This window comes from Rhodococcus sp. NPDC003348, from assembly GCF_053589375.1.
On sequence record NZ_JBSFRT010000015.1, the window covers coordinates 74,410 to 92,099 of the forward strand.

11 protein-coding genes are annotated in these 17,690 nt (G+C 71.7%); 5 read left to right on the top strand and 6 right to left on the bottom strand.

All coding sequences use genetic code 11. The features are described from left to right. The first annotated feature begins 18 nt into the window (after positions 1-18). Positions 19-849 (top strand): DeoR/GlpR family DNA-binding transcription regulator, encoded by an 831-nt coding sequence (locus tag ACWDU4_RS12535; protein ID WP_450114229.1) that lies wholly within the window; start codon positions 19-21, stop codon positions 847-849. Next, complete coding sequence (locus ACWDU4_RS12540; RefSeq protein ID WP_450114230.1) at positions 846-1,523, top strand: HAD family hydrolase; 678 nt, start codon at positions 846-848, stop codon at positions 1,521-1,523. The genes ACWDU4_RS12535 and ACWDU4_RS12540 overlap by 4 nt, the downstream gene beginning before the upstream one ends. Positions 1,524-1,717: 194 nt before the next feature. Here the strand turns inward: ACWDU4_RS12540 and ACWDU4_RS12545 are convergent, their stop codons facing one another. The 5 genes from ACWDU4_RS12545 to recC form a co-directional block, all read right to left on the bottom strand. After that, entirely contained in the window at positions 1,718-2,800 is a 1,083-nt protein-coding gene (locus ACWDU4_RS12545) for an ABC transporter ATP-binding protein (protein ID WP_450114231.1), read from the bottom strand. A gap of 141 nt (positions 2,801-2,941) precedes the next feature. Continuing rightward, positions 2,942-3,424 carry a hypothetical protein gene (locus ACWDU4_RS12550; RefSeq protein WP_450114232.1) on the bottom strand — a complete coding sequence of 161 codons (483 nt, stop codon included), beginning with the start codon at positions 3,422-3,424 and terminating at the stop codon, positions 2,942-2,944. 82 nt (positions 3,425-3,506) lie between these two features. Further along, complete coding sequence (gene recD, locus ACWDU4_RS12555) at positions 3,507-5,339, bottom strand: exodeoxyribonuclease V subunit alpha (RefSeq protein WP_450114233.1); 1,833 nt, start codon at positions 5,337-5,339, stop codon at positions 3,507-3,509. Next, positions 5,336-8,800: a UvrD-helicase domain-containing protein gene (locus ACWDU4_RS12560; protein ID WP_450114234.1), complete on the bottom strand. Its 3,465-nt coding sequence runs from the start codon at positions 8,798-8,800 to the stop codon at positions 5,336-5,338. Before ACWDU4_RS12560 ends, recD begins: the two co-directional genes overlap by 4 nt. Continuing rightward, the gene (recC, locus tag ACWDU4_RS12565; RefSeq protein ID WP_450114235.1) at positions 8,800-12,084 is read right to left on the bottom strand and encodes an exodeoxyribonuclease V subunit gamma; all 3,285 of its coding nucleotides are present in this window, start codon (positions 12,082-12,084) and stop codon (positions 8,800-8,802) included. Before recC ends, ACWDU4_RS12560 begins: the two co-directional genes overlap by 1 nt. 438 nt (positions 12,085-12,522) lie before the next feature. Between recC and ACWDU4_RS12570 the strand changes: the two genes are divergently transcribed. Further along, positions 12,523-13,524 (top strand): MBL fold metallo-hydrolase, encoded by a 1,002-nt coding sequence (locus ACWDU4_RS12570; RefSeq protein ID WP_450114236.1) that lies wholly within the window; start codon positions 12,523-12,525, stop codon positions 13,522-13,524. A gap of 101 nt (positions 13,525-13,625) precedes the next feature. Beyond that, positions 13,626-15,164, top strand: coding sequence for an acyl-CoA synthetase (locus ACWDU4_RS12575; RefSeq protein ID WP_450114237.1), 1,539 nt, complete (start codon positions 13,626-13,628; stop codon positions 15,162-15,164). Positions 15,165-15,204: 40 nt separating this feature from the next. Here the strand turns inward: ACWDU4_RS12575 and ACWDU4_RS12580 are convergent, their stop codons facing one another. After that, positions 15,205-16,614: a plasmid pRiA4b ORF-3 family protein gene (locus ACWDU4_RS12580; RefSeq protein WP_450114238.1), complete on the bottom strand. Its 1,410-nt coding sequence runs from the start codon at positions 16,612-16,614 to the stop codon at positions 15,205-15,207. Between the two features lie 80 nt (positions 16,615-16,694). Between ACWDU4_RS12580 and ACWDU4_RS12585 the strand changes: the two genes are divergently transcribed. Continuing rightward, entirely contained in the window at positions 16,695-17,480 is a 786-nt protein-coding gene (locus ACWDU4_RS12585) for an enoyl-CoA hydratase/isomerase family protein (protein ID WP_450114239.1), read from the top strand. Positions 17,481-17,690: the final 210 nt, after the last annotated feature.

Sequence of the window (17,690 nt, forward strand, 5' to 3'; positions counted from 1 at the left end):
GACAAGTGAGGACGATTGATGGCGCAGCGGTCGATCAGCGACACCCGGCAGGAACGCCTGGACGCGATCCTCGAATGTCTACTCGCGCAGCAGGATGCGTCGGCGCAGGCGCTGGCCGCCCGGTTCGGGGTGTCGCTGATGACGGTGCACCGCGACCTCGACGAGCTCCAGCGCCGCGGCGTCGTCCGCAAGTTCCGGGGCGGCGTGAGTGTCCAGCGCACCAGCACGTACGAGATCGCGGCGACGCTGCGCCGGCTGATCGCGGTGCCGCAGAAGCGGGCCATCGCCGCGGCCGCGTCCCGCCTGGTGGAGCCCGGCCAGTCGGTGCTGCTGGATGATTCGACGACCGCGGCGTCGATGCTGGACCACCTGCTCGACGTCGAGGACCTGCACATCGTCACCAACTACCTGCCGGCGATGTCGCGCATCGCGGCGGACGGGCGGGCGGCGCTGACCGCGATCGGCGGCACCTACGACGTCGGCCACGAGTCGTTCCTCGGGGTGGCCGCCGCGTCGGCCATCCGCGGCGTGCGGGTCGACACGGTGTTCTTCTCCACGACGACCGCCGACCCGGACGGCACCTACCACCAGGAGGAGTCGATCGTCGCGGTCAAGACCGAGATGATCCGGTCCGCGCGCCGCCGCGTGCTCCTGATGGATGCGAGCAAGCTCGCCGGGACGTCGCTGCGCCTGGTGTCGGACTGGTCGTCGATCGACGACCTCGTCACCGACACCGCCGCCCCCGCGGGCCTGCTCGACGCACTGCGCTCCCGGGGCGTGACCGTGACGGTCGCCGACCCGGAGGACACCGTGTACCAACTGTTTTCATCAGATGAGGAGAAGAAGTGATCGAGCTCGACACCGCCGTGCAGGCGGTGCTGTGGGACATGGACGGAACGCTCGTCGACACCGAGCCGTACTGGTTCCGGGCGGAGACCGAGTTGATGGCCGCGCACGGGATTCCGTGGAGCCACGAGCAGGCGACCGCCCTCGTCGGGAACGCGCTGCCCGACTCGGCCGCCGTGATCCGGGCGGCGGGGGTCGACCTCGGGATCCGCGAGATCATCGACACGCTGCTCGCGTCGGTGATCGCCCAGGTGCGGGCCGAGGTGCCGTGGCGTCCCGGGGCGCGTGAACTGCTCGCCGACGTCCGCGCCGCCGGCATCCCCTGCGCGCTGGTGACGATGAGCGAGCGTCCCCTGGCCGCGGAGATCGACCGTCTGCTGCCCGCGGGCACGTTCGAGTTCCTGGTCACCGGCGACATGGTCACCCGCGGCAAGCCGCACCCGGAGCCGTACCTGCTGGCCGTCGAGAAGCTCCGCGGCACGCGGGGCGCCGTCACCCATGACCGGGTCATCGCGATCGAGGACTCCCTGCCGGGGCTGGCGTCGGCGAAGGCGTCCGGGGTGGTGACGATCGGCGTCCCCAACATGGTTCCGCTACCCGCGGATGCGGGGCACACCCTCTGGCCCACCCTGGCCGGCCGCACGGCCGCGCATCTGCACGAGCTCGTCGCCGGCTGAGCCCGGCACTTCGGCCGCCCGGCGCCCGACCGCCCCTCTCCCCTCCCCGCCTGACCGAATGTGGGACTCGGACAGTTCAACTGACCGAATCCCACATTCGGTCAGCAAAAAGGGGCGGTCGGTGAAGGGGTGGTCGGCGAGGGAGGGGCGGACGCAGGAGGGGCCGCCCCGCTCGGGACGGCCCCTCCCCTCGTTCACGCGCTCAGGCGCATCCCGCTCTCGTGGTCGAACACGTGTACCGCGTCGGGTTCGGGGCGCACCCGGATCGTCGAGCCGATCGGCATCGACCGATGGCCCTCCATCCGCACGGTCAGGTCGTGGCGCGTGTCGCCGGCGCGGACGTGACCGTAGACGAAGGCGTCGGCGCCGAGTTCCTCGACGACGTCCACCCGCATCTCCACGCCGGTGCCGTCGGTGCACAGGCGCAGCGACTCGGGCCGCACGCCGACGGTCACCGACCGGGCCGAGGAGGCGCCGAGGACGCCGCGCGCGATCGGCACCGTCAGCCCGGCGAGGTCGGCGCCGCCGTCGGTCAGCGGCAGGTCGAGCAGGCTCATCGCCGGGGAGCCGATGAAGCCGGCGACGAACCGGTTCGCCGGACGCAGGTACAGGTTGCGGGGCGTGTCCACCTGCTGCAGGACGCCCCCGTCGAGCACCGCGACCCGGTCGCCCATCGTCATCGCCTCTACCTGGTCGTGGGTGACGTACAGGGTGGTGACGCCGAGCCGCCGGGTGAGCTGCGCGATCTGATTGCGGGTCTGCACACGCAGTTTCGCGTCCAGGTTCGACAGCGGCTCATCCATCAGGAACACCTGCGGCTGCCGCACGATCGCCCGTCCCATGGCGACGCGCTGGCGCTGACCGCCCGAGAGCGCCTTGGGCTTGCGGTCCAGGTACGGCTCGAGGTCGAGCATCTGCGCCGCCTCCCGGACCCGGCGCGCGATCTCGTCCTTCGGCGTCCGGGCGATCTTCAGGGCGAAGCCCATGTTCTCCGCGACCGTCATGTGCGGGTACAGGGCGTAGTTCTGGAACACCATCGCGATGTCCCGGTCCTTCGCGTCCACGTCGGTGACGTCGCGGTCGCCGATCAGCAGGCGGCCGTCGTCGACGTCCTCCAGCCCGGCGAGCATGCGCAGCGAGGTGGTCTTGCCGCAGCCGGAAGGTCCGACCAGGACGAGGAATTCGCCGTCGGCGATGTCCAGGTCGAGGGCGTCGACCGCGGGGCGGTCGGCTCCGGGATAGCGGCGGGTGAGGCCGTCGAAGGTGACGGTGGCCATGAGCGGTGTCCTTTCACGGGCAGGAACGTGCCCGACGATCCGTGGTGAAGGGGCGAGATGCCCGGCCGCCATTGCATCGCGCCGACGTGAACGCCATCTGGTCGCGAGGGGTCACGGGGGCGAACAACACCAACCGACCGCTCACACCGCTCCCCGGACGTGGCGCCCGTCGGGTTCAGTCGAGTGGCCCCGGATCAGGGCGATCGCGCCGTCCCGGTACGCCTCGGTCGGTCGCACCGCGACGCGCTGGGCGGGATCGAACGCGATCCACCCGAGGGTCACGGTCAACGCGGCCACCAGACGCTGCACCAGGCCGACGGTGTACTCGGCGTCCGCCGGCGCCGGGTCGGCGAGCAACCCGATCCGCACGGCGTCGCCCATCACCGTGACGCGCAACCCGATTCGCTCGTCGACGAGCGAATCCGCGCCGTCGAACGAGCCGGGTGTCAGGTCCGCGTGCACCAACCGCACGCAGTTGTGGACCACCCTGGTGAAAGTGGTGTCGTCGCCGTCGAGGCGTGCGAACTGACGGGCCTCGAGGTCGAAGGCCGCGTCGAATTCGCGGTCGAGTTGGTGATCGCGGTGCCGCGGCACGACGAAGACCACGTACTCGGTGTATCCCATGTGCGTCTCCCCAGTTTGTCTGTACCTGGTTCGATGCAGCCACCACGCCAAAGGTTCCCGTCGAATCCCACGCTGTGGACAGCTACCCCAACCGCAGCCCGCTCGCGCGGCGCACGTTCCGGGTCACGGCCGCCCGGACGGCGTCCTCCGTGCCGATGATGCGGACCTTCTTCCTGGCGCGGGTGATGGCGGTGTAGAGCAGTTCCCGGGTCAGCAGCGGAGAGTTCGCGTCGGGCAGGATCACGGACACGGTGCCGTACTGGCTGCCCTGGCTGCGGTGGATCGTCATCGCGTAGACGGACTGCACCGACGAGAGCCGGCTCGGGTGGATCAGCAGCGGCCGGCTGCCCCGGGCGAACGCGGCGATCAGTTCCCCGTCGTCGCGGCGGACCACGACGCCGGTGTCGCCGTTGTAGATCTGCGCGTCGTAGTCGTTGGCGGTCACCAGCAGCGGCCGGCCTGCCGACCAGCCGTCGGGGTCGAGGCGGTGTCCGGTCGCGGCGCCGATCCATTCGAGAGACGCCCGCTCCCACCAGGACACGCCGTACAGCGGCCGGTCGCGGTGGGCGCAGAGCAGCCGATGCTGCTCCGACAGCTCCAGCGCCGCCGCCACGTCGCCCGCCTCCGCGGCCGCCGTCACCTCCGCCGCGTTCGCCACCACCTGACGCCGCAGCGCATCCAGGTCGTCGGGGGCCAGGAACTCGATCCCCGTGCCGCCGGTGCGGAGCAGGTCGATCACCCGGTCCGGTTCCTCGTCCCGGACCGCGTCCGCGAGGGCGCCGATCTCCTCGTCGAACCGCCGGTTGCGATCGAGCCGGACGATGCCGCCCCGCAGCCGGTCCCGCTCGCCGGCGGCCCAGCGCGCCGCGCCGAGATCGGGGCCGACCGTCTGCTCGAGCAGCGGGTTCTCGGGCACGGTGACCGGACGGTCCACGAGGTCGGCGAGTACCGCGCCGGCGTCGACCGACGCCAGCTGGTTCGGGTCGCCGACCAGGATCAGGCGGGTCTGCGGTCGCAGCGCCTCGAGGAGCCGGCACATCATCGTCAGCGACACCATCGACGTCTCGTCCACGACGATCACGTCGTACGGCAGGTGGTTCCCGGCGTGGAACTTCGGACCGTTCCGGCCCCAGCCCAGCAATCGGTGCAGGGTGGACGCCGCAAGGGTGTCGGGGATCCCGAGGGCCGCGCCCTCACCCTGCACCGACTCCTGCAGGCGCGCCGCCGCCTTCCCCGTGGGGGCGGCCAGCCCGATCCGCAGCCCGTCGCCATGCAGCCGCCGCAGCATCGCCAGCACCCGCGCGACGGTGTACGTCTTGCCGGTCCCGGGACCGCCGGCAATCACCGCGGTCCGGTGGGTGGCCGCGACGGCGACCGCCACCCGCTGCCGGTCCGGCGCCTCCTCGTCCCGGAAGATGTCGGCGAGACCCGCGCGCAGCACGTCCACGTCGACCTCGGGGTGGTCACCGGCCCGGGCATCGAGCACGCGGCGGACGGTCTCCTCCTGCCGGTGGTACTTCTCCAGGTACAGCAGCGGACCGATCGGGGTGTGGACGAGCCGCAGCGGTCGCAGCGGTCCGGCCGCGCCCCCGACGACCAGCGGGCTGGCGTTCAGCGCGTCGAGCAGTGCCGCCGGTTCCGGCCACGGCAACGCGTCGAGGTCGACCTCCGTCTCCTCCTCCGCGACCAGCGCGTCGACACCCATGTCGCGAATCCGGTCCAGCTCCAGGCACACCGAGCCGGACCGCACGGCCCGCACCGCGAGGGCCGTCGCCAGCACCGTGTCCTCGGACCGCTCCCCCGCCAACTGCGCGAGCCGCAGCGCGACGTGCACGTCCGCGGCGCCGAGCACCCCCGCCTCGTTGAACGCCCGCAGCGCCCCCTGCCCACGCTGGGCCACCCACGCCTCGGTCACGGCCGCTCCTCCCCCGCCGGGTGAAGGGCACCTTGGTTCGGATCAACCGCACGACGGTGCCCTTCAGCCACCTCGGGTGCGGGGGCGCCGGCCAGCAGATCGGACAGGTCCGTCACCAGCGCGGCCGGCGGATGCCAGTCGAACACCCCGCAGCCGGCGGGGGTGTCCGGACCGGCCATGCCGCGAACGAACAGGTACTGGATGCCGCCGAGATGCACATCCGGGTCGTAGCCGGGCAGCCGCCAGCGCAGGTAGCGGTGCAGGGCAACGGAATACAACAAGGCTTGCAGCGGGTAGTGCGAGCGCATCATCTCTGCGGCCATCGCGTCGCGGGTGAACTGTCCTGTGGTCAGGTCACCGGGCGCGATCCGGTTGGTCTTGTAGTCGACCACCACGAACCGCGGCTGCTCGGAATCGACTCCGGGCAGTCGCAGCACCGCGTCGATGCTGCCGGTGAGGTAGCCGCGCAGCGGGGCAGGCCCGAGTTCGGCGAGCTGGTCGGCGTACGGGGCGAGGATGTCGTCGGCGGGCAGGTGCCGGCGCAGCAGGGCGACCGCGGCGTCGAGCGTCACCCGGTCCGATGCGGCGTCGCCTCCCGCCAGTGGCAACTCGAAGTCGAGTTCCGGCAACCGATCCGCCGGCGCGATCGATGCGAGAGTGTGCTCGGCCCCTCCTCGGGCGAAGCCTCGGGCCGAAGTGTCGGCCAGCGGTGTCGCGAGGACCGGGAGCAGGGAGGCGGCGAGTGCGTCCGGGTCCACCCCGGCGAACCCGGCGGCCACCTCGTCGCGGCACCGCTGCCGGACCTCGGCGGCGAGGTCGGGGGCGGAGGTGTCGACGTACTCGAGGACGGCGTGCACGAGGGTGCCGAACGCGGCGCCTGCGGGCAGCCCGTTCATCGGGGAGGGCAGGTGGCCGTCGCCGGTGTCGACGCCGACCGCGGTCAGCGGCGGTTCCTCCGGTTCGTCGTCGAGTTCGGGGGTCTCCGCCTCGCTGGCAACCGGCGCGAGCGCGTGCGCGGCCGCGGTGATCGCCGTGTAGGAGGTGCGCCGCCAGTCCGCGTCCAGGATCCGGTCGAACCGGGCCGCGACGAGCTTCTTCGCCTGCTCCTGCGGGGCGTTCCAGGTTCCGACGACGATCGGGTCCGGCGCGACCGGTTCGATCTCGATGCCGTCGACGCCGTCGGCCCAGCGGAAGAACAGCTGCGTGACTTCGGGATCCGCGGGAATCGGCAGCATGCGCGGCACGTCGGCCGCGCCGGGGGTGCGGGCGAGCAGCATCCGGTGCAGCGGCGAGGACGCCGTCGAGGAGGACGGCGCCCACCACAACACCAGCGCGCACTTGGCCCGCGTCAGCGCGACGTACAGCAGCCGCAGTTCCTCCCCGGCCTCCTCCTCGTCGTGCCGCTTCCGGCGTTCGGCGTAGCCGGGGCCGTCGGGCCCGCCGACGTCGAGGATCCGGGTGTGGGCGTCGTCGTGCAGCAGCAGCCGGTCCGGGGTCGGGATCTTCGCCGCGTCCCACCCGTACGGCACGTAGACGATGGGGTACTCGAGCCCCTTGGTGGCGTGCACGGTGGCGATCTGCACCGCGGCGGCATCCGAGTCGAGGCGGCGGCTGCGGTCGACGGTGCCGGACGTGGGGTCCCGCATCCGGTCGGTGAGCCAGCGGGTCAGCGCGGTCAGGCCCAGGCCCTGCCCCACCGCGACCTCGCCGAGCAGTTGCGCGATGTGCCGCAGATCCGTCAGCAGGCGTTCGCCGCCGACCCGGCCGAGCAGCCTCGCCTCGAGCCTGCTCCACGCGGACAGCCGCTCCACCATCGCCGCGAACCCGGCCGTCGCGAACACCCGCGCGAGATCCCGGATCCCGCCGCCGATCTGCGCGACGAGCTCGTCACCGCCGGCGTCCAGCTCGCTCGCGGTGCGCCCGAGCAGCGACGTCAGCGCCGCCAACCGCACGCGGTCGGCGCGGTGCGGCTGTTCGAGGGCCTGCAGCACCCACAACCAGTCCCGGGCGGCAGGAGTGACGAACACGCTGAGCCCGCCGACCGTGACCGCCGGGATGCCGGCCCGGTCGAGGGCGTCGTGGACGAGAGTGATCTGCTTGTTGGTGCGCACCAGCACGGCGACGTCGCCGGGCGCGACCGGCCGCGGTCCGGCGCCGAGCGGGTCGTCGGGGCCGAGGTCGATCGTGGCGGCACCGCCGCCGTGATCGATCGTCGCACCCCCTTCGACGAGCCGCACCACGTCCGCGGCGACGTCGTCGGCGACACGCGACCGCAGCGCGGCCACGAAGGGAAAACCGTTGCGGCCCAGCGGTCCCGCACCGGCGCGGGTCAGGTGCCGCAACCGGATCGGTGGCGTCCCGGACACCCGCGCGGTGGACCTCGCCGCCGACACGGGGTGCACGACGATGTCGGGGTGCCCGAGCGCGGCACCGCCCTGGACGTGGGCCAGCGCGTCGAGCAGCGGCTTGTCGCTGCGCCAGTTGGTGGTCAGCTCCAGGGTGCGGGCCTCGGTGACGGCGTCGAGGTACGCGAAGACCTCGGCGCCGCGGAAGGCGTAGATCGCCTGTTTCGGGTCCCCGACCAGGATCAGGGTGGCGTGCTCATGAAAGGCGGCCCGCAGGATCCCCCACTGCAGCGGGTCGGTGTCCTGGAACTCGTCGACGAGCACCACCTCGAACCGTTCGCGCACCCGGCGCCGCGCGTCGGCGCCGTGCTCGGGATCGGTGAGCACGCCGTGCAGCAGGGCGGGCAGGTCGTTGAAGTCGCGGATGCCTGCGGCGCGTTTGCGCCGTTGCACCTCGACTCGAACAGCCTGCGCGAACGCGACCGCGTCACCCGCGGTGGTCCCGTCGGCGCTCTGCGGTGCGAGCACGGCCTGCGGGTCGAAGATGGCCCCCCGCGCCGCCTTTCGCGCCTCTTCGGGGGTCAGCGACGGGTCCGGGTCGCGGCCGAACCGGTTCAGGTACAGGTCCGAGATGGTCTCGGCGATCAACTCGGTGGCTTCCTCGACCAGTTCGGTGTCGGGGTCGCGTTCCCCTGCGATGCCGATGCTGTCCAGCATGCGTTGGCAGAAGCTGTGCGTGGTCGCGATGGTGGCAGCGTCGAAGTTCGACAGCGCCTGCAGCAGCCGGCGGCGGCGCAAGGCCACCGTGTCCGCGTCGGCATCGGCGAGATACCGCACCAGCCGGTCGTCGGTGGACGCCGGGTCGGCGAGACCGGCGGCGACGTCGGCGAAGCGTTCGCGGGTGCGCTCACGCAGCTCCTTGGTCGCGGCGCGGCTGAACGTCACCAGCAGCAACCGCTCGGGGTCCACGCCGCGTTCGGCGACGTACCGCACGGCGAGACCGACGATGGCGTACGTCTTGCCGGTCCCGGCACTGGCCTCGAGGACCGTCGTCTCCGACGGCAGCTCGCCGAGCAGATCGAACGCGGCACGATTCGTGGTCGTCGCGGGCGCCATCACACCGTCCCCACCGTCTCGGCGGCGAGCAGTGGCGCCCACAGGATGCGGGCCTGCTCACCGAACCGGGTGCCTTCCGACCCGGCGGCGACATCGGCGGTGAGCACCGACAGCGGCGCATCCGGCCCGTACAGGTAGCTCACGTGCTTGTCCTTCCCGTCACCGAACGGGCTGTCCCATTCCTTCTGGGCCGCGTCGACGGCGATCGCCACCGAGTCGCCCTGCGCGCGGCACTGCGCGTACATCGCGGTGGCCGCGGTCGCGATCGGCAGCGGTGCGCGAAGTCCCTCGTACCGCAACGCGATCAGCGCGGCGAGCTGCTCGCGGGCGTCGCCGGGGGCGACGATGTGCGACCGCCACGCCGTCGGCCTGCGGGACCGCCCCTTGCCGGTCGTCTCGGCCCGCCACCGGCGGTCCGGGTTGGCGGCCGCCAGCGCCAGCACCTGCACCCACGCCGTGAGCCGGTGCTTCGGGCCGAGTTTCGAGAAGGTGGTGCGCGCGACGACGTCACCGTGGACCCCGTCGACGCTGCCGGTCAGCCGGAGTCCGCCCCCGAGATCGACGTCGACGTCGAGTGTCTCGGGCGGCCCGGGCATCCGGCCCGCGGACGCGAGCACCCGCACCGTCTCCTCCACCTCACGCAGCGCCCGCTGCCCGAGCTCCGCGGGCGGCAGGGTTCCGCGACGCCATTCCGCGGCGCGGAAATCGGCGACGGCCGTGGTGATGTCGCGGTCGTCGGCGAGGATCGCGGCGAGCATCCGCTCCCCGATCGCCCATTTCGCGAGCGAGTCGAGTTCCAGGTCGAGTGCGTCGGCGATCTCCTCGTCCAGGTCGGCCAGCCGAACGCCGAGGCGCTGTTTGAGGAACCCCTGCGTCGGATGCACGACGAAGGCGATCAGGTCGGCGAGGTCCACGTTCCCCCGCTCCCGCTCGGTCAACGGCGACGGCAGCAGCCCCGGGTCCCGTTCGGCGGGATGCTGCGCGGCGAGTGCCCCGGCGAGGGCGGCGTTGTCGAAGCTGAACGGGGCGGAGAATCCGAGGGGCGTGTCCTCCCGGAAGTTGCGGGCATCGAACGGCTGCAGCGGATGTGCAGTGACGGCGGCGCCGGGACGGCCGACCATCTCGTCGAGCACGTCCCGCACCTCACTGAGCGGGATGGCGGGCGGGCGCACGGCGCCGCTGACCGGATCCCTGCCGGTGTAGAACAGCAGCAGCCGCTCCCCCGCCGCGCCGATCGCGTCGAGCAGCAGCTGACGGTCCTCGCTGCGCGGATCCCGTTCCCCCGGAAGCGGGTTGCGACCGAGGACGTCGTCGCCGTCGACGCCCGGACTACGCGGAAACGCCTCGTCGTCGAGGCCGAGCAATGCCACCACCCGGTGCGGGACCGATCGCATCGGCACCATCGTGCACACCGTCAACTCCCCGGTCCGGAAGTTCGAGCGGGTGGGCCTGCCGGCGAGCCGGGACGCTAGCATCGCGCGCACGTCGGCCAGCCGCAGCTGCGCGGTGCCGTGTTCGACCGCGGCGGCCAGTTCCCGCTTCGCCTGCCCGAGCTGCCAGGCGTCGCGCTCGCGCACGTCGACGAGCAGGTCCAGCGACAGATCCAGCGCCGCGGCCCACGCGTCGACGGACTGCGGTCCGGCGAGGCCGTACAGCGACTTGTCGAGCCGGTCGACGAACTCGGCGAGCCTGCCTGCGAGGTCGATGTCGCCGCTGTCCACCCCGCCGAGGGGCAGGGCGAGCCCCAGCCAGTCGCCGTCGGCGTCGTCGGTGGCGGCACCGAGCAGGATCCGGTCCAGCGCCGACCGGACGGTGTTCTGCCGGAATTCGGGCAGTCCGTGCGCGGCACGCTCCCTGGTACCGATGCCCCACCGGGCACCGGCGACGGTGATCCACTCCCGCAGCCGCTCGAGGTCGTCGTCGGAGAACCGAAACCGGCGGCGGACCGGTTCCGTGGCGGCGAGGTCGTGGACCTGGCTGGCGGCGACCCGGCCGTCGGCCAGCTCGAGCAGCGACGCCACCACTCCGAGCACCGGATTGGTCTGGTGCAGTGCGCGATCCGCCAGCCGCACCCGCAACGCGTGCCCGGGGTGCCCGACACCGTCCTGCCCGAACGCCGCGCGGATCAGCGGCGCGTAGGTCTCCACGTCGGGGCACATGATCAGCACGTCACGGGGTTCGAGGTCGGATAGTTCGGTGAACAGGTGCAGCAACGACTCCCGCAGCACCTCCACCTGCCGGGCCGGACCGTGGCAGGCATGGATCTGGACCGAGCCGTCGAGCGGGCGCCGGGTTGGTGCCCGGTCCGCGGCGAGGTCGGACTGCAGCGCGCCGAGCAGGGTGTCCGGGCGCGGCCGTGCCGGATGGTGTGCGTGCGCGACGGCGTCGAGTCTCAGCCGGCCCTGCAGTTCCCGCACGTCCCGCCCGAGGCTCGCCAGCAGCGGATGCCGGACCGCGAGGCCGCGCTCGTCGGCTGCGCGGGTGGCCGGTGGGTCGAGACCGGCGAGGGCGTCGAACATCGCCGGACTCGGATGCGGAATCCACAGGTGTACATCGCGATTGACGGACAGGGCGTCGAGGACCTCGAGCTGGGCGGTCGTCAACCGGGTCGGCCCGAACACCGAGATCCGCTCGGGGAGGTCGACGATGTCGGGGCGCTCCCGCAGCGCGGCGCACGCCGGAGCGAGCCGTTCGGCGGGGCTCGGCGCGCCGAGGCGGTCGCGGAGCCGGCGCCACAGTTCGGCCTGCCACGCCAGGTCGGGCGGGAGTATCGCACCGGCGCCGTCGCTGTCGCGCCCGGCCGCCCAGTCGACGAGCATCGCGGGTCGCTGATCACCGTAGGCGCGGAACAGTTCGGCCAGGTGCGCGGCGGTGCCGTAGCGGCGGCCGGCGCGATGCCCGTCCGGGTCGTCCTGGCCGAGGTGTCGGGCCAGCACCGCCGCCCACGACTCGTCGAGGCTCGCGTCGATCACGTCCAGCAGCGTCCACAGGACCCTCGCGGGCTGCCACGGGTCGGCGTCGGCGGTGGTGCCGGTGGCCGCGGCGAGCGTCTCGTCGACCAGCCGGGCCGGCGACGGGAAGTCGATGTTCGCCGCGACCCCGTCCGCCGCATTCGGTGCCGCGCCGAGCACAGCCGAAAGCCGTTGCGTCAACCAGCGTTCGACCCCTTTAGCCGGGACGGCGATCACCTCCCGCGCGAACGGATCCGCGAGCGGGGCGGCAAGGGTGCGCGCGAGGGTGTCGGCGAGCGTGTCCGACCGCTCGGCGCGGTGCAGTGTGAGCACGATCCCCCCATCGGTCGGTGTGCGGGTCGAGTCAGGCTTACCACAGGCCCCGGACACGACAGCGCCGCCGCGCGCCAGGTCAGACGGGCATCCGACCCGATCCGGGTACTCGCCGCACCGCGACTCCGCCTCGGGTGCACACACCCTTTCCCTCGTCCACACCCCATCTGCACGCCCAATCTCCGTGTACACGCGGCAACGCCTGTGTGCACACGGCCGATCGCGGGCGCACACACCTTTTCCGGCATCCACCCCTCGGCACGCGCAACGCCCCAGCACACAGGCGAAAACCCCTGCGCACACCCCACGACAGGTCCAGTTACTTATGTCACAGATCGTCCTGCAAAGCGGGACCCGGGGTGTGCTCCAGGCCACTGCGTGAGGTAGTGATGAACGAAAGGATTTGAGGCGTATTTCACGGGTACAGAGGTAATGACTATGTCTGACGCAGTGGCCATCGGCGATGGCATCTTCCAGATCACGGTTCCGATGACGCACAACCCGCTGGGCAGCACCTTCGTGTACGCGATGGAGTCGCCGGGTGGAATCGTGCTTGTCGACGCCGGATGGGACGGCGACGAGGGCTGGGAGGGACTGACGCAGGGACTGGAGTCGGTCGGACACTCGGTCACCGAGGTCGAGGGCGTCGTCCTGACCCACTTCCACCCCGATCACACCGGCCTGTGCGGGCGCGTGCGGGAGGCATCCGGGGCGTGGATCGCGATGCACGAGGACGACCACGAACTGTTCCGGCTGATGTCCTCGAACCACGACGAGGCGTGGCTGGCGGACCAGCTGGTGAACATGGCTCGGGCCGGCGCCTCCGAGGAGGATCGCGACGCGTACGCCGAGGCGGTCCGCGGCATCAGCTCCCCCGCAGGCCCCGAGTCCACCCCGGACCGCACCCTGGTCGGCGGGCAGGTCATCGCACTGAAGGGGCGCGACCTGCGGGTGGTGTTCACCCCCGGCCACACGCCCGGCCACGCGTGCTTCCTCCTCGAGGACGCCGACGTGATGTTCACCGGCGACCACGTCCTGCAGAAGACGACGCCCCACGTCGGGAACTTCGTCTACCCGCTCGAGGAGCGCGACGCCCTCGCCGAGTTCATGGACTCGCTGCAGCGGGTGCAGTCGATGGGTGTCACGCGCGGCCTCGGCGCCCACGGCCTGCCGATCACCGATCTCCCGGGCCGCGCGAAGGAACTGATCGAGCACCACGAGGAGCGCCTCGATCACCTGTACGAGGCGTTCGGCGATGACGAGATCACCCTGTGGCAGGTCGCCGAGCGGATGAAGTGGTACCGCGGGTGGGACGCGTTCTCTCCCCAGGCACGCGGGATGGCGGTGTCCGAGGCCGCCGCGCACCTGCGGCATCTGGTGGCGCGGGAGAAGGTCGCCCAGGTTCCCGGCAGCGAGCCCGCACTCTTCGCCCGGCGCTGATCTGACGGTCTCCGCCGGTGCGGAACCCTCGACCGGCCCGCCCGGTCGAGGGTTCCGCAAAACCCTTCCCAATTAGTTGGACGTCCCATAATCTGACGTGCATGAGTCTCGATCCGCGCACCCACACCGTCGACGGCGTCCTGCGTCGCTCGGCGGCGAAGTTCCCCGACCGCACCGCGCTGGCGTTCGACGGTCGCGTCCGCACCTACCGTGAACTCGACGACGCGGTGACACGCGCCGCCGCCCACCTGCTCTCGCTCGGCCTCGCACCGGGCGACCGGGTCGCCGCCTACGGCACCAACTCCGACGCCTACGTGATCGGGTTCCTCGCGAGCGCCCGTGCCGGGCTGGTGCACGTTCCGGTGAACTATGCCCTCAAGGGCGAGGAGCTGACCTATCTGGTGTCCCAGTCCGGGGCTCGGGCCGTGCTGGTCGACCCGGCGCTCGCCGGCACGCTCGACGGCGTACGGGCCGACCTGACCGGCGTCGAGCACGTCCTGCCACTGCGTGACGCGGACGGATCGCTGCTCGAAGCGGCCGAGGCCGGCGAGGTGCCCGACCTGACGCCCCGCGCCGCCGCTACCGACCTGGTGCAGTTGCTGTACACCTCGGGCACCACCTCGAAGCCCAAGGGCGCCATGATGACCCACGAGGCCCTCGTCTACGAGTACGTCTCGTCGGTGATCGCGCTGGACCTCAAGTCGGACGACAATCCGCTGATCGCGATGCCGCTGTACCACTCGGCGGGCATGCACGTGTTCATGCTGCCGTACCTGTCGGTGGGCGCGACCGTGAATCTGATGGCGGCACCGGACATTCCGGAGATCCTGCGCCGCGTCGAGGCCGAGAGGATCGGGTCGCTGTTCCTCGCGCCGACGGTGTGGGTGCCGCTGGCGAACCACCCGGACCTCGAGACCCGCGACCTGTCGTCGCTGCGCAAGGCGCAGTACGGCGCGTCGATCATGCCGGTGACGGTGCTGAATCGGCTCCGCGAGAAGTTCCCCGACCTGGGGTTCTACAACTGCTTCGGCCAGTCGGAGATCGGTCCGCTGGCTGCGGTGCTGCGTCCGGAGGAGCACGCGGAGCGGCCGTCGTCGTGCGGGCGCGCGGTGTTCTTTGTCGAGACCCGGGTCGTGGACGCGGAGGGCAACGACGTCGCCGACGGCGAGTCCGGCGAGATCCTCTACCGCTCCCCGCAGCTGTGCCAGGGCTACTGGGAGAACCCCGACGCGACCGCGGAGGCGTTCCGCGACGGCTGGTTCCACTCCGGCGACCTGGTCAGCCGCGACGCCGAGGGCTTCGTGACCGTCGTGGACCGGATCAAGGACGTCATCAACACCGGCGGCATCCTGGTCGCGTCCCGCGAGGTCGAGGACGCGATCTACACCCATCCGGCTGTCGCGGAGGTCGCGGTGATCGGCACCCCGGACGAGAAGTGGATCGAGGCGATCACCGCGGTCGTGGTGCTGCGCGAGGGCCAGGAGCTGACCGAGGAGGCGCTGGTCGGGCACGTCAAGGAGCGGATCGCGCCGTTCAAGGTGCCCAAGCAGGTCCGCTTCGTCGAGGCGCTGCCCCGCAACCAGAGCGGCAAGCTGCTCAAGCGGGAACTGCGGACGCCACTGGGCTCCTCCCAGGGATGACATCGGGCGCGGGTCACGGGGACGGCTCCGTGACCCGCCCCTACATCGACAGGGCCATCCGCGCGAACCCCCGCGCCCAGTCCGGCGGCCGCCCGGCATCGCGCGGGGAGTACGCAGTCACCGCGCCGATCAGCTCGAGGAAGTCCGCGGTCGCGGCGGCCACCCGCCATGCGTCGGACTCGTCGAGAACCCCGCCGTCCTCGAGGCACCACCCGAGCGCCTCCAAGCCCTCGGCCAGCGCGGCACGCTGCTCGCCGCGGGTGGCCCCGGCGGCGACACCGAGCAGCAGCAGGCGGCCGGCCTCGTACTCGATCTGCTCCCTGCCGAGCGGCACCGTGGTTACCACGTGCTCCCACAGGTCGGAGTCCCGGCGCAGCAGCGTCGCACCGCGCTTCGTCAGCAGGAGCGCGCCCTTGTACTTGCGGGTCAGGCCGAACGCGCGGCCCGCGTCCAGGAGCCGCCGAAAGAGCGGATTGTCGGCCTCGCGGGGGCCGGTCCACCGTCCGCCCCAGTCGAGTTCGTCGCGGGCGGCCGCGACATGCTCGGACGGAACGTAACCGGCCGCGGTCAGCGCGATGCCTTCGGTGCCGATCCGGCGCAGCAGCCACCGCAGCTGGGCGAGTGCGGCGGACTCCATCTCCTCGAACGGCACCACCAGCCTGTCCTGCAGGTCCGCGCGCGCCACCAGCGCGTGCACCCGAGGGGCAGCCTGGTGCGGAATCCGCGCCAACAGCGCGGCGAACCGGGAGTCCAGGACGGGCGGGTGAAGTCGCACGGCGTCGCGCGCGGCCAGATTCACGTTCACCGCGTCGACGTCGAACGCTTCCGGGTCGAACTCGCCGCCGAGCCAGCCCAGCAGGTCCTCGCGTTCCGAATGCGCCCGGTCCGCGAGCACCGCCACCAGGTGCCGGTAACCGGACGCGCCCCCGCAGTCCTCCGGTGGACAGGCCCGTTCGCCGGCGATGCAGTGCGATTCGTCCGGGGAGGCGTCCCGATCGATCGCCTCGAGCACCACGGTGTGTTCCCAGCCGTCGCCGAAGTCGTACTCGTACTCCAGGACGTCGCCGGGCGCCCTGAGCACGTCGTCGAGCCGGACCTTCTCCTCGCAGCGGGCGCCCTCGTCGAAGCCGTCCTCGATGCTCGACCGCATGGCATACCGGTCACCGTCACCGAACCCCTGCGGGTCCGGACGGAGCCATTGGTGCAGGTGGGTGTCCTTCCATCCCATCGCGGACTGCAGTACCGGGTGCAGCTCGTCGAGCCTGAGCGTCGACGGCACCACCAACCGCCGCCACACCGCCGGAAAGACTCCGTCGAGGTCGATTCGCAACCGGTAGGCGACGGCGCCGAGCGGCTCCGTCCAGGCGCGGGTCTCCTCGACGAACGACCGCAGAGCGTCGGGGTCGGTGGGCACGGACCGGAGGCGTCGACCGGATGCGGAAGCTCCCATTGCGCCAGCCTAGGACAGGTCACGGACAACGGCCTCCGGAGACCTTCCCAATTTCTGCAACACGTTCTAGGGTGCTGGGCATGAGCATCCTCATCGACGACCGCGCCCGCGTCCGGACGCTGACCCTCGACCGACCGGACGCGCTCAACGCGTTCAACGAGGCGCTCTACGACGCGACCACCGAGGCGCTGCGTGAGGCCGCCGCGGATCCGTCGGTGGCGGTGGTGCTGCTCACCGGCAACGGCCGCGCCTTCAGCGCGGGCACCGACCTACGCGAGATGCACGCGCGGGCAAGCGATCCGAACTTCCAGCCGGGAAAGCACGGCTTCCTGGGCCTGATCGACGCGCTCGCCGAGTTCCCGAAGCCGCTGATCTGCGCGATCAACGGCCTCGGCCTGGGCATCGGCACCACGATCATCGGGTTCGCCGACCTGGCGTTCATGTCGACCGCGGCGAAGCTCAAGTGCCCGTTCACCGGCCTCGGCGTGGCCCCCGAGGCGGCGTCGAGTTACCTGCTGCCGACGTTGATCGGGCGGCAGAACGCAGCCTGGGTGCTCATGAGCTCGGAATGGATCCACGCCGACCAGGCCAAGGAGATGGGCCTGGTCTTCCAGGTGTGCGAGCCCGACGAGCTGCTCGACGTCGCCCGCAGGCACGCGGAAACCCTGGCCGCCAAGCCGATCTCGAGCCTGATGGCCGTCAAGCGGACGATGACCGAGCCGCTCCGCGCCGAGATCGCCGCGGCACGGGAGCGGGAGAACGCCTGCTTCGCGGAACTGATGGGCGGCCCCGCGAACATCGAGGCGCTCGTCGCCTTCGCGGAGGGCAGGGAGCCGGACTTCACGAAGCTGCCGGCGGGAGCCTGACGCTGCAACGACCCACGTTCACTGTCGGCCCCCGGCTCGCGCCGCTACGACGGATGCGGCGCCTCGTGGCCGGGGGCGCCGCCGGCACCACTCACTACGCACCCCAGCATCTCATCGCTGGAGTCGAACCAAATCGACAAGCTTCGTCCCTCATGTTGAAGAGCGGCTGTCCACACCGTCGTACCCTGACTCTCCTCGAGGCGAGACAGA

Excerpts from the sequence above, each read along its gene's own strand:
- ACWDU4_RS12535 (WP_450114229.1), top strand. The coding sequence starts at position 19 with ATGGCGCAGCGGTCGATCAGCGACACCCGGCAGGAACGCCTGGACGCG.
- ACWDU4_RS12545 (WP_450114231.1), bottom strand. The coding sequence starts at position 2,800 with ATGGCCACCGTCACCTTCGACGGCCTCACCCGCCGCTATCCCGGAGCC.
- ACWDU4_RS12550 (WP_450114232.1), bottom strand. The coding sequence starts at position 3,424 with ATGGGATACACCGAGTACGTGGTCTTCGTCGTGCCGCGGCACCGCGAT.
- ACWDU4_RS12560 (WP_450114234.1), bottom strand. The coding sequence starts at position 8,800 with ATGGCGCCCGCGACGACCACGAATCGTGCCGCGTTCGATCTGCTCGGC.
- ACWDU4_RS12570 (WP_450114236.1), top strand. The coding sequence starts at position 12,523 with ATGTCTGACGCAGTGGCCATCGGCGATGGCATCTTCCAGATCACGGTT.
- ACWDU4_RS12575 (WP_450114237.1), top strand. The coding sequence starts at position 13,626 with ATGAGTCTCGATCCGCGCACCCACACCGTCGACGGCGTCCTGCGTCGC.
- ACWDU4_RS12580 (WP_450114238.1), bottom strand. The coding sequence starts at position 16,614 with ATGGGAGCTTCCGCATCCGGTCGACGCCTCCGGTCCGTGCCCACCGAC.
- ACWDU4_RS12585 (WP_450114239.1), top strand. The coding sequence starts at position 16,695 with ATGAGCATCCTCATCGACGACCGCGCCCGCGTCCGGACGCTGACCCTC.